Origin of the sequence: Streptomyces turgidiscabies Car8, assembly GCF_000331005.1 — a bacterium.
GTDB classification, from domain to species: domain Bacteria; phylum Actinomycetota; class Actinomycetes; order Streptomycetales; family Streptomycetaceae; genus Streptomyces; species Streptomyces turgidiscabies.
Window position 1 is genome coordinate 1 of the sequence record NZ_AEJB01000255.1, and the last position, 11,294, is coordinate 11,294.

The 11,294-nt window shown below is 71.3% G+C and carries 9 protein-coding genes; 3 read left to right on the forward strand and 6 right to left on the reverse strand.

What is annotated here, in order from left to right:
* Positions 1 to 27: 27 nt before the first annotated feature.
* The 4 genes from ilvD to STRTUCAR8_RS16620 all read right to left on the reverse strand — a co-directional run bounded on the left by ilvD (position 28) and on the right by STRTUCAR8_RS16620 (position 4,570).
* Positions 28 to 1,881, reverse strand: a complete 1,854-nt coding sequence (gene ilvD, locus STRTUCAR8_RS16605) for a dihydroxy-acid dehydratase (protein ID WP_006376961.1) — start codon at positions 1,879 to 1,881, stop codon at positions 28 to 30.
* A gap of 126 nt (positions 1,882 to 2,007) precedes the next feature.
* Positions 2,008 to 2,625, reverse strand: coding sequence for a TetR/AcrR family transcriptional regulator (locus tag STRTUCAR8_RS16610; protein ID WP_006376964.1), 618 nt, complete (start codon positions 2,623 to 2,625; stop codon positions 2,008 to 2,010).
* The gene (locus tag STRTUCAR8_RS16615) at positions 2,622 to 3,461 is read right to left on the reverse strand and encodes a sugar phosphate isomerase/epimerase family protein (protein ID WP_006376956.1); all 840 of its coding nucleotides are present in this window, start codon (positions 3,459 to 3,461) and stop codon (positions 2,622 to 2,624) included. The genes STRTUCAR8_RS16610 and STRTUCAR8_RS16615 overlap by 4 nt, the downstream gene beginning before the upstream one ends.
* Before the next feature lie 164 nt (positions 3,462 to 3,625).
* Positions 3,626 to 4,570: a Ppx/GppA family phosphatase gene (locus STRTUCAR8_RS16620; RefSeq protein WP_006376959.1), complete on the reverse strand. Its 945-nt coding sequence runs from the start codon at positions 4,568 to 4,570 to the stop codon at positions 3,626 to 3,628.
* Positions 4,571 to 4,653: 83 nt separating this feature from the next.
* Here STRTUCAR8_RS16620 and STRTUCAR8_RS16625 point away from each other — a divergent pair, with 83 nt between their 5' ends.
* Positions 4,654 to 5,511, forward strand: a complete 858-nt coding sequence (locus STRTUCAR8_RS16625) for a DUF3109 family protein (protein WP_006376962.1) — start codon at positions 4,654 to 4,656, stop codon at positions 5,509 to 5,511.
* A gap of 52 nt (positions 5,512 to 5,563) precedes the next feature.
* Here the strand turns inward: STRTUCAR8_RS16625 and STRTUCAR8_RS16630 are convergent, their stop codons facing one another.
* Complete coding sequence (locus STRTUCAR8_RS16630; protein ID WP_100247568.1) at positions 5,564 to 7,372, reverse strand: BACON domain-containing protein; 1,809 nt, start codon at positions 7,370 to 7,372, stop codon at positions 5,564 to 5,566.
* 211 nt (positions 7,373 to 7,583) lie between these two features.
* On the opposite strand from STRTUCAR8_RS16630, the gene radA reads away from it, so the two are divergent.
* Together radA and disA are read left to right on the forward strand one after the other, a co-directional pair.
* Positions 7,584 to 8,993, forward strand: coding sequence for a DNA repair protein RadA (gene radA / locus STRTUCAR8_RS16635; RefSeq protein ID WP_006376960.1), 1,410 nt, complete (start codon positions 7,584 to 7,586; stop codon positions 8,991 to 8,993).
* 81 nt (positions 8,994 to 9,074) lie between these two features.
* A complete protein-coding gene (gene disA / locus STRTUCAR8_RS16640; protein WP_006376965.1) occupies positions 9,075 to 10,199 on the forward strand; it encodes a DNA integrity scanning diadenylate cyclase DisA in 1,125 nt (374 codons plus the stop codon).
* 44 nt (positions 10,200 to 10,243) lie between these two features.
* Here disA and STRTUCAR8_RS16645 read toward each other — a convergent pair whose 3' ends face one another.
* Positions 10,244 to 11,104: a hypothetical protein gene (locus tag STRTUCAR8_RS16645; protein ID WP_044472321.1), complete on the reverse strand. Its 861-nt coding sequence runs from the start codon at positions 11,102 to 11,104 to the stop codon at positions 10,244 to 10,246.
* Positions 11,105 to 11,294: the final 190 nt, after the last annotated feature.

Below are 11,294 nucleotides of genomic sequence, written 5' to 3' on the forward strand. Positions count from 1 at the left end.
TCGTTCGGACGGAGCTGTGCGAGGGGGTCAGCCCAGTTTGGAGACGTCCCGCACCGCGCCCTTGTCGGCGCTCGTCGCCATCGCCGCGTACGCGCGCAGGGCCTGTGAGACCTTGCGTTCGCGGGAGACGGGTGCGTAGACGCCGTTCAGGGCTTCGCGGCGGGCCGCCAACTCGTCGTCCGTGACCAGCAGTTCGATCGTGCGGTTCGGGATGTCGATGCGGATGCGGTCGCCGTCGTTGACGAGGGCGATGGTGCCGCCGGAGGCCGCCTCGGGGGAGGCGTGGCCGATGGAGAGGCCCGAGGTGCCGCCGGAGAAGCGGCCGTCCGTGATCAGGGCGCAGGTCTTGCCGAGGCCGCGGCCCTTGAGGAAGGAGGTCGGGTAGAGCATCTCCTGCATACCGGGGCCGCCCTTGGGGCCCTCGTAGCGGATGACGACGACGTCGCCGTGCGTGATCTGCTTGTTGAGGATCTTCTCGACGGCCTCCTCCTGCGACTCGCAGACGACCGCGGGTCCCTCGAAGGTCCAGATCGACTCGTCGACGCCGGCCGTCTTCACGACGCAGCCGTCGACGGCGAGGTTGCCCTTGAGGACCGCGAGGCCGCCGTCCTTCGAGTACGCGTGCTCGGCGCTGCGGATGCAGCCGCCGGCGGCGTCCGTGTCCAGGGCCTCCCAGCGCTCCGACTGGGAGAAGGCCTCGGCGGAGCGGACGCAGCCGGGGGCCGCGTGCCACAGTTCCAGGGCCTCCGGCGACGGGGAGCCGCCACGCACGTCCCATGTCTTCAGCCAGTCCGCGAGGGATGAGCTGTGAACCGAGTTCACGTCCTCGTTGAGCAGGCCCGCGCGGTGCAGTTCGCCGAGGAGGGCGGGGATGCCGCCGGCCCGGTGCACGTCCTCCATGTAGTACGTGCGGTCCTTGGCGACGTTCGGCGCGACCTTCGCCAGACACGGCACGCGGCGCGAGACCTCGTTGATGTCGTCCAGGTCGAAGGCGACGCCCGCTTCCTGGGCGGCGGCCAGCAGGTGCAGGATCGTGTTGGTCGAGCCGCCCATCGCGATGTCGAGCGCCATGGCGTTCTGGAAGGCCGCGAAGGTGGCGACGTTGCGCGGCAGGACCGTCTCGTCGTCCTGCTCGTAGTAGCGGCGGGTGATGTCCATCACCGTGCGGCCGGCGTTCTCGTACAGCGCGCGGCGGGCCGTGTGCGTGGCCAGGACCGAGCCGTTGCCCGGAAGGGCGAGTCCGATGGCCTCCGCGAGGCAGTTCATCGAGTTGGCCGTGAACATGCCGGAACAGGAACCGCAGGTCGGACAGGCGTTCTCCTCGATACGGAGGATGTCCTCGTCCGAGATGTTCTCGTTCACCGCGTCGGAGATCGCGTCGACCAGGTCGAGCGTGCGGACCGTGCCGTCGACCAGCGTGGCCCGGCCGGACTCCATCGGGCCGCCGGAGACGAAGACCGTGGGGATGTTGAGCCGCAGGGCGGCGTTCAGCATGCCCGGGGTGATCTTGTCGCAGTTGGAGATGCAGATCAGGGCGTCGGCGCAGTGGGCCTCGACCATGTACTCGACCGAGTCCGCGATGAGGTCGCGGGAGGGGAGGGAGTACAGCATGCCGCCGTGGCCCATCGCGATGCCGTCGTCGACGGCGATCGTGTTGAACTCGCGCGGGATGCCTCCGGCTGCGGTGATGGCCTCGCTGACGATGCGGCCGACCGGCTGGAGGTGGGTGTGGCCGGGCACGAACTCGGTGAAGCTGTTCGCGACCGCGATGATCGGCTTCCGCCCGATGTCGGCACCCGGTACACCGGAGGCGCGCATAAGGGCGCGGGCGCCCGCCATGTTGCGGCCGTGGGTGACTGTGCGGGACCTCAGCTCGGGCATCTTCGCTCGCCTCGCTACTTCGGAGAGTTATGACTCCGTCGAGCCTACGCCGGTTATCCAGCAGGCGGACACATCGTCCGAAATGCGGGATGAGCGTCTCGGTTTTCGGGTCATGGCCCCGGGCCGCTAGCGGGTCGCCGTCAGGTGGGTCTGGATCACCGGGGCCACCATCCCGATGATCTGCTCCGGGTCCGCCGAGGCCAGGGGCTCGACCTTGATGACGTAGCGCAGCATCGCGATGCCGACGAGCTGGGCGGCGGCCAGCTCGGCGCGCAGTTCGGCGTCCGGGAGTTCCAGCTGGGCGGCGACGCGGCGCAGCAGCTGGGCGGAGATCAGGCGGCGGAAGGCTCCGGCCGCGACCTCGTTGTTCACGGCGGAGCGGACGATCGCGAGCAGTGCCTTGCGGGTGGCCGGGTTCTCCCAGACCCCGAAGAAGAATCGGGCCAGCCGCTCCCCCACGCTGTCGAGGGGGCCTTCGGTGATCGCGCCGGGGGCGTTCAGGAGGGGGCCGACGGCGCCCTCGACGGACGCCTCGAACACCTGCTCCTTCGTGCCGAAGTAGTGGTGCACCAGGGCCGAGTCCACCTCGGCGGCCTTGGCGATGCCGCGTACGGACGTCTTCTCGTAGCCGCGCTCGGCGAACTCCTCACGGGCCGCCGCCAGGATCCGGTCGCGGGCGGCGGGGGTGTCCGCGGAGTCCGTACGGGAGGGGCGTCCCCGGCGGCGGGGGGCCGCGTCGGTCATGGGCGCGGTCCCCCGCCGGGGACGGCCCTGACGGACGAGGCCAGGTGGAGGCGGGTGAAGGCGAGTGCCTCGGCGAGGTCGGCGTCGCGCTCGGCGCTGGACATCGCGCGGCGGGTGTTGACCTCGATGACGACATGGCCGTCGAAACCGGTGGACGCGAGCCGTTCGAGCAGTTCGGCGCAGGGCTGCGTGCCGCGGCCGGGGACCAGGTGCTCGTCCTTGTTGGAGCCGTTGCCGTCGGCGAGGTGGACGTGGCCGAGGCGGTCGCCCATGAGGCCGACCATCTCCATGGCGTCGCTGCGGGCCGTCGCGGTGTGGCTGAGGTCGATCGTGAAGTGCCGGTAGTCGTCCTTCGTGACGTCCCAGTCGGGGGCGTACGCGAGCATCTCGCGGTCGCGGTAGCGCCAGGGGTACATGTTCTCGACGCCGAACCGGACGTCCGTCTCGTCGGCCATGCGCCAGATGCCGGTGACGAAGTCGCGCGCGTACTGGCGCTGCCAGCGGAAGGGCGGGTGGACGACGACGGTCGTCGCGCCGAGTTTCTCGGCGGCGGCCTGGGCGCGCTGGAGCTTGGTCCAGGGGTCCGTGGACCAGACGCGCTGGGTGATGAGGAGGCAGGGCGCGTGGACGGCGAGGATGGGGATCTGGTGGTAGTCGCTCAGTCTGCGCAGGGCTTCGATGTCCTGGCTGACGGGGTCCGTCCAGACCATGACCTCGACACCGTCGTACCCGAGACGCGCGGCGATCTCGAAGGCCGTCGCCGTCGACTCCGGGTACACGGAGGCCGTGGACAGCGCGACCTTCGCATCCGGGATGCGTACGACTGGCTCCGCCATGGGGACAGGTTACGGGGTGTGCGAGTGGGGGTGGGTCGGGGGCGCCCAGTCGCCGTAGGGGGATCGGTTGTTGGGCGGGTGCAGGCTCGTTGTGGCTTGTCGCGCCGTTCCCCGCGCCCCTAGGTATGTGCCGTCCACGTCACTCGAGAAGTACCGGAGTTGGTCTACTCCGTGCCCATGTGGGTGCCCATGTGGTCCAGGCGGCGGAGGATGACGCCCTCCCGCAGGGCCCAGGGGCAGACCTCCAGGGTTTTCACGGCGAAGAGGTCCATCGCGGCCTCTGCCACCAGGGCGCCCGCGACGAGCTGGTTGGCCCGGCCTTCGGAGACTCCGGGGAGGGCGGCTCGTTCCGCTGTCGTCATGGAGGCGAGTTCGGGGACGAGGGTCGCCAGGGACTCGCTCTTCAGTTCGCGCTGGACGTAGAGGCCGTCCGTGGAGCGGGCCGCGCCGGCCAGGCGGGCGAGCTGCTTGAACGTCTTCGACGTGGCGACGACGTGGTCCGGGGCGCCGAAGCGGCTGAACTCGCCCACCGTACGGGCGATCTGGGCGCGTACATGGCGACGGAGGGACCTGATGTCGTCCGGGTCGGGCGGGTCCCCGGGGAGCCAGCCCGCGGTCAGGCGGCCGGCGCCGAGGGGGAGGGAGACGGCGGTGTCGGGTTCCTCGTCCATGCCGTAGGCGATCTCCAGGGAGCCGCCGCCGATGTCGAGGACGAGGAGTTTGCCGGCCGACCAGCCGAACCAGCGGCGGGCGGCGAGGAAGGTGAGGCGGGCCTCCTCGGAGCCGGTGAGGACCTGGAGCTCGACGCCTGTCTCGGTCTGCACGCGCGCGAGGACGTCGTCGGCGTTGCTGGCCTCGCGCACGGCGGAGGTGGCGAACGGCAGCAGGTCCACGACGCCCTTGTCCTCGGCGGCCTGGAGCGCGTCCTGGATCACGGCGACGAGTTTGTCGACGCCCTCGGGGCTGATGGCTCCGGCATCGTCGAGAAGTTGGGCGAGCCGCAGCTCGACCTTGTGCGAATGCGCGGGCAGCGGGCGCGCGCCGGGGTGCGCGTCCACCACCAGCAGATGCACCGTGTTCGATCCCACGTCGAGGACACCGAGTCTCATGTACGGAACGCTACTGCCAGCCACGACCGGATCCGCCCCCGGAGCGGTGCCGGAAGGGGGCTTCGGCGACTTACCCTGGACGGGTGCCCAAGACGAAAAAGGCAAAGGCCGACAAGTCGGCAGTGTCAGCCCTCCCCGCGAAGTCCGCGAAGTCCCCGAGGTCCGCGAAATCTCCGAAGCCGGTGGTGGTGGGCGACGAGAAGGGACTCGACTTCGCGCGCGCGTGGGTGGAGTTCCCTGATCCGGCGGACGACGAGCAGGTCTTCCGCTGTGATCTGACATGGCTGACCTCTCGCTGGAACTGCGTCTTCGGAAGCGGCTGCCAGGGCATCCAGGCCGGCCGCGCGGACGACGGCTGCTGCACGCTGGGTGCCCATTTCTCCGACGAGGACGACGAGAAGCGCGTCGCCGGATTTGTGGCGCGTCTCACGCCCGACATCTGGCAGCACCACGACATCGGCACCGAGTCCGGCTGGACCTCGGAGGACGAGGAGGGCTCGCGGCAGACGCGGCCGTACCAGGGGTCCTGCATCTTCCAGAACCGGCCCGGGTTCGCGGGCGGGGCGGGCTGCTCGCTGCACATCCTGGCGCTGCGGGAGGGCCTGGAGCCGCTGGAGACCAAGCCCGACGTCTGCTGGCAGCTTCCGGTGCGGCGGACGTACGACTGGATCGACCGGCCCGACGACACGCGCGTGCTCCAGGTGTCGATCGGTGAGTACGACCGGCGCGGCTGGGGTCCGGGCGGCCACGACCTGCACTGGTGGTGCACGTCGGCGACCTCGGCGCACGGCGCGGGGGACCCGGTGTACGTCTCGTACCGGCCGGAGCTGGTCGAGCTGATGGGCAAGGCGGGGTACGACCGGCTGGTCGAACTCTGTGAGGAGCGGCTGGCTTCGCAGTTGCCGTTGCTGGCTCCGCATCCGGCTGATCCCGTCCGCTGATCCTGTCCGCCGATCCCGTCCAACTGGCCCCGTCTCCGCCGACGCGGCGGGCTCAGGGGGCCGTCGCGGGGCTCGGGGTCGCGCTGTCGACGGGCGGTGACGAGCCGCCGGGGTCGGCGGGGGTCGAGGTCACGGAGGCCGTCGGCGTGGGGGTGGGCGTGGGCTCCGGGTCCGGCGACGAGGACGGTGGCGGGTCGCTGGGGGGCGGGGTCGCGGGCGCCGAGGGCTCCGAGTTCGTCGGGTCGGGGTCCGGGGACGGCGGGCTCGGGCGGGGCGGACCGGGGGCCGGTGGGTTCGCCGGGGTCGGCTCAGGGGGTGTGGGCGCGGTGCCGTACCCCTCGATGGAGACGACGGCCGCCGCCGGTGCGATCGACACGCGCGCGCTCCAGTGACCGGCAGGCTCGCGCAGCGGATCGACGTACACCTTGATCGTGAACGACTCGCCGGACCGCAGCGTTCCCGACGACCGGCTCGGGTACAGCCAGGACGCCCCGGTGGACGCCGTCCAGTGCACCGGGGTGTGCCCGGACGCGGTGAGGGTGATGAGTGTGGTGTCGCCGTCGCTGGAGGCCTCCACGGTGAGCAGGCCCGGGCTCTCCTTCGCGCCGGGGACCACGCTGACGACCTCCACGGAGACGTCCGGTGAGCCGTGGTCCTTCCTGACGAGGCCGCTGGCGGGGCCGCTGCCCGCGTTGCCGGCGTTGCCCGCGTTCTCGTAGCCGCCACCCGTGCTCTCGCCGTCGAGGATGTCCTGGCGCTGTGCCTCGCTCGCGGTGGCCGACCGGTCCCCCGGGCCGCCCTCGCGGGCCGTCGGCGCCCCGCGGTAGGCCGCCCACAGGGCGAACACGGGAGCGGCGACCACGGTGGCGACGACCGTGGTCGTGACGGCACGCGCGCGTAGCCGGTCCCTACGGGCGGCACGGTCCTTGGGGTCCATCGGGAAGCCGCGCCGGTCGAAGCGCGGCGCGGCGGCCCGCGCGCGTGGGAGGTGCGCCATGGCGAGGTGCAGGGCCGCGCGGGGCGCCTCCAGGACGGGCAGTTCGGCGGGCGGGACGCTGGTGCCGGGCCAGGTGCCGGGGACGGCTCGCTCGGCGGTACGGCGGCACCGCGGGCAGTCGTCGACATGCCGGACCAGTTCGCGGCGCAGTGCCGTGCTGAGCACCAGCTGGTGGTCGCCGGTGAGGCGGGAGACGCTCGGGCAGGTGCCGGTCTCGACGACGGCGAGGGCCGCGCGGGTGCGTTCGACCTCGCAGGCGGCGGAGGCGAGCAGGTCGCGGGCGGCGACGGCCTCCAGGCCCAGGACGGCGGCGACCTCGTGGGCGGCGAGCTTGTGGCGGACGGCCAGTTCGAGTGCCTCGCGCTGTTCGGGGGTGGTGCCGGCGGCCTCCGGCCAGGCGAGCTGGGCCAGTTCGCGGCGGTGCGCCTCCTGTGCCTCCTCGGAGACGGGGACGGCGGCGGAGTCGGGAGCGGCCTGGGACGCGGCGGTGGACGGCGGGCGCTTTCCGCGCCGTCCTGCCGCGTGGGTGCTCTGACGTTTCTGCTTGGCCTCGGCCAGCTTGCGCAGACAGGCCCAGCGGGCCAGGGCGTACAGCCAGGCCCTGCGGTCACCGGCGGACTCCGGCCCGCGCGGACCTCGCGGGCTGCGGCGCTCCGCGAGCGCGAGGACGTCACCGAGGGCGGCGGTGGCCGTGTCGTGGTCGCACAGGACGGAGAGGCAGTAGGTGAACAGGCCGTCCAGATAGGGCTCGTAGCGCGCGGGCGGGCGCTCGACCAGCGTGCGCCCCGCCGCCCGGTCGCGCGCCTCACGGTGCGACCGGTGCGCGCCGGGGCTGCGGGTCGGGGTGTCCGGACTACTGCTCATCACCCGTGCGACCGTAGGCGCCTTACGACGGCCCCTTCTGCCACCTTGAGCACTTTTAATCCGTACGGGTGAAACGATCCCTCAATAGGGGACAGGAACCCCGAATTCCGTGGCCTGTTACCGACCTGACATGGCTGATTGACGCCGGGAGCGCGGCTTCCGGCACCGGTCGCCGAGGGTGATGTCAGTGGTCCCGGATACGGTTCGTCCCATGGTTGCCCGTACGAAGTCCGCGAAGGACCGCCCTGCCTACCGCTGCACCGAGTGCGGCTGGCAGACGGTCAAGTGGCTCGGCCGCTGCGGCGAGTGCCAGGCGTGGGGCACGGTCGAGGAGTACGGCGCGCCCGCCGTCCGTACGACAGCGCCGGGCCGCGTCACCACCTCCGCGGTCCCCATCGGCCAGGTCGACGTCCGCCAGGCCACCGCCCGCAGCACCGGCGTGCCCGAACTGGACCGCGTGCTGGGCGGCGGCCTGGTCCCGGGTGCCGTGGTCCTCGTGGCCGGGGAACCGGGCGTGGGCAAGTCGACGCTCCTCCTTGACGTGGCGGCGAAGTCGGCGAGCGACGAGCACCGCACCCTCTACATCACGGGTGAGGAGTCCGCGAGCCAGGTCAGACTGCGCGCCGACCGCATCAAGGCGATCGACGACCACCTGTACCTGGCCGCGGAGACGGACCTCGCGGCGGTGCTGGGCCATCTGGACGCCGTGAAACCGTCCCTCCTGATCCTCGACTCCGTCCAGACGGTGGCCTCGCCGGAGATCGACGGCGCGGCGGGCGGCATGGCACAGGTCCGCGAGGTCGCCGCGGCGCTGATCCGCGCCTCCAAGGAGCGCGGCATGTCGACGCTCCTGGTGGGCCATGTCACGAAGGACGGCGCGATCGCCGGCCCGCGTCTCCTGGAACATCTGGTGGACGTGGTCCTGTCCTTCGAGGGCGACCGGCACGCCCGCCTCCGTCTCGTCCGGGGCGTCAAGAACCGCTACGGCACGACGGACGAGGTCGGCTGCTTCGAACTGCACGACGAGGGCATCACGGGCCTCGCCGACCCGAGCGGTCTGTTCCTGACCCGGCGTGCCGAGCCGGTGCCGGGCACCTGCCTGACCGTCACCCTGGAGGGCCGTCGCCCGCTCGTCGTCGAGGTCCAGGCTCTCACCGTCGACTCGCAGATCCCCTCCCCCCGGCGCACGACGTCGGGCCTGGAGACGTCCCGGGTCTCGATGATGCTCGCGGTTCTCGAACAACGGGGCAGGATCAGCGCGCTCGGAAAGCGGGACATCTATTCGGCGACGGTCGGCGGGGTGAAGCTCGCCGAGCCGTCCGCGGACCTCGCGATCGCCCTCGCGCTGGCCTCCGCCGCGAGCGACACCCCGCTGCCGAAGAACCTGGTGGCGATCGGCGAAGTGGGCCTCGCGGGCGAGGTCAGACGGGTGACGGGGGTCCAGCGCCGACTGGCCGAAGCCAGCCGTCTGGGCTTCACCCACGCCCTTGTCCCGTCGGACCCAGGCAAGATCCCCACCGGTATGAAAGTCATCGAAGTCGCCGACATGGGTGAGGCTCTGCGGGTACTCCCTAGGTCGCGTAGGCGAGACGCCCCACGGGACGACGAGGACCGCCGGTAGACTTTGCGCAGGTCTCGCCCGTCCGTACGAACAACGTGTGCGAAACGGGAGCGCCTAAGAACCTGCGACCGGAGGAGTGCAGTGGCAGCCAACGACCGGGCAGCAGCTCCCGGAAAGTCCGGTGGGAGCTCCGGCGCCGATGGCCTGATGCGCGCCTCACTGAGTGCCGTGGCACCTGGTACGGCGCTGCGCGACGGGCTTGAGCGGATTCTCCGCGGCAACACCGGCGGACTCATCGTGCTCGGGTCCGACAAGACCGTCGAGGCGATGTGCACGGGCGGTTTCGTCCTGGACGTCGAGTTCTCGGCGACCCGGCTGCGCGAGCTGTGCAAGCTCGACGGCGGCATCGTGGTCTCCTCGGACCTGTCCAAGATCCTGCGGGCCGGCGTACAGCTGGTCCCCGACCCGACGATCCCCACCGAGGAGACGGGCACCCGGCACCGCACCGCCGACCGTGTGTCGAAGCAGGTGGGCTTCTCGGTCGTCTCCGTCTCCCAGTCGATGAGACTCATCGCGCTGTACGTGGACGGCCAGCGCCGGGTCCTGGAGGACTCGGCCGCGATCCTGTCCCGCGCGAACCAGGCCCTGGCGACCCTGGAGCGCTACAAGCTCCGCCTCGACGAGGTCGCGGGCACGCTCTCCGCGCTGGAGATCGAGGACCTGGTGACGGTCCGGGACGTCTCGGCGGTGGTGCAGCGGCTGGAGATGGTCCGCCTCATCGCGACGGAGATCGCCGGGTACGTACTTGAGTTGGGCACCGACGGACGGCTTCTGACCCTTCAGCTGGACGAGCTGATCGCGGGCGTGGAGCCGGAACGCGAGCTGGTGGTCCGGGACTACGTCCCCGAGCCGACCGCCAAACGCTCCCGCACGGTCGACGAGGCGCTCGCCGAACTCGACGCGCTCAGCCACGCCGAACTGCTCGAACTCTCCACGGTGGCCAAGGCCCTGGGCTACACCGGCTCACCGGAGACCCTCGACTCGGCGGTCTCTCCACGCGGCTTCCGGCTCCTGGCGAAGGTGCCGCGTCTGCCCGGCGCGATCATCGACCGCCTGGTGGAACACTTCGGCGGTCTGCAGAAGCTGCTGGCGGCGAGCGTCGACGACCTCCAGACGGTGGACGGCGTCGGCGAGGCGCGGGCGCGCAGCGTACGGGAGGGCCTGTCCCGCCTGGCGGAGTCGTCGATCCTGGAGCGGTACGTGTAACTGGTCGGTCCTTGCCCGCCGTTGTCGATCCTTGTCGGCCCTGGTCAGTCCTTGTCGAGCACGAAGGATGTCTGGGCCTTCGGGAAGCCCTGCGCCTGTGCCTCCACGAGGTAGGTGTCGGCCGTCGCCGAGCCCGCCTTCGGGGTGGCGCACTCGGGGGCGGACGCCTTGCGGTCCCACTCGAAGGTGTACGTGATGCTGTCGCCGCCGGAGACGCGGAACAGCAGACCTGCCGTGTTCTTGGGGCAGTCGGACGAGGACCAGATGTCGTCGTCGCTGCTCGTCTGCGTGATCGTCACGACGGCCGCCTTCGGACCGAGGTCGATCTTGCAGTCGTTGGCGGAGGAGTTCTTGGCGACCAGCTGGAAGGTGGGCGTCTCGTCGGGCGCGTACGTGTTCTGGACACTGCGCAGGCTCAACTGGACGACACCGGCGGTGCAGTTGGGCAGGGTGGAACCGGCCGGGAGGGTATCTCCGGTGCCTACGCTGCCGTTGACGCCGTCGTCCGTGCCGGTGGAGCCGCCACCTGTGCCGGCGGAGCCGCTGCCGCCGCCGGAGGCGCCGGCCCCGTCCGAACCACCGGAACTGCCGGAGCCGTCCGAACTCCCGGAGCCCGCCGAGCCGGAACCCGAGCCCGAGCCGCCGGTGTCCGTACTCCCCGACTCGTCGCGCCCGCCCGGGGCTTGACTGATCGCGGGCCCCGAACCGGACGGTCCCGGGGTGATGGTCTGCACGGGATCCTTGCCGTTGGCTCCGTCCGTACCGTTTTTGCCGCCTCCGCCGCCGGAAGCGACGATCCAGATGACCACCAGCGTCAACAGGGCGAGTACGGACAGCAGAACGGCCCTCCGTCGCCAGTAGATGGAGGAGGGAAGCGGCCCGACCGGATTGCGCATAGATCCCACGGCGCAAACTGTACGAGAGATCGGACAGTTCACTCGCCCCACCCGCCGCCGGGCAGCAACTTTTCCGGATCATCATCCCGGCGAAGGGGGTGGACGGTGTGGGCGGCGTGGGTGAACTGGTGCCGGGCGGGGCGCAGTTCGGCGCAGGCCCGCGTTTTCAGCCCGCCCGGCACCCTTCCACCGCAGGCCC

Excerpts from the sequence above, each read along its gene's own strand:
- ilvD (WP_006376961.1), bottom strand. The coding sequence starts at position 1,881 with ATGCCCGAGCTGAGGTCCCGCACAGTCACCCACGGCCGCAACATGGCG.
- STRTUCAR8_RS16610 (WP_006376964.1), bottom strand. The coding sequence starts at position 2,625 with ATGACCGACGCGGCCCCCCGCCGCCGGGGACGCCCCTCCCGTACGGAC.
- STRTUCAR8_RS16615 (WP_006376956.1), bottom strand. The coding sequence starts at position 3,461 with ATGGCGGAGCCAGTCGTACGCATCCCGGATGCGAAGGTCGCGCTGTCC.
- STRTUCAR8_RS16620 (WP_006376959.1), bottom strand. The coding sequence starts at position 4,570 with ATGAGACTCGGTGTCCTCGACGTGGGATCGAACACGGTGCATCTGCTG.
- STRTUCAR8_RS16630 (WP_100247568.1), bottom strand. The coding sequence starts at position 7,372 with ATGAGCAGTAGTCCGGACACCCCGACCCGCAGCCCCGGCGCGCACCGG.
- radA (WP_006376960.1), top strand. The coding sequence starts at position 7,584 with ATGGTTGCCCGTACGAAGTCCGCGAAGGACCGCCCTGCCTACCGCTGC.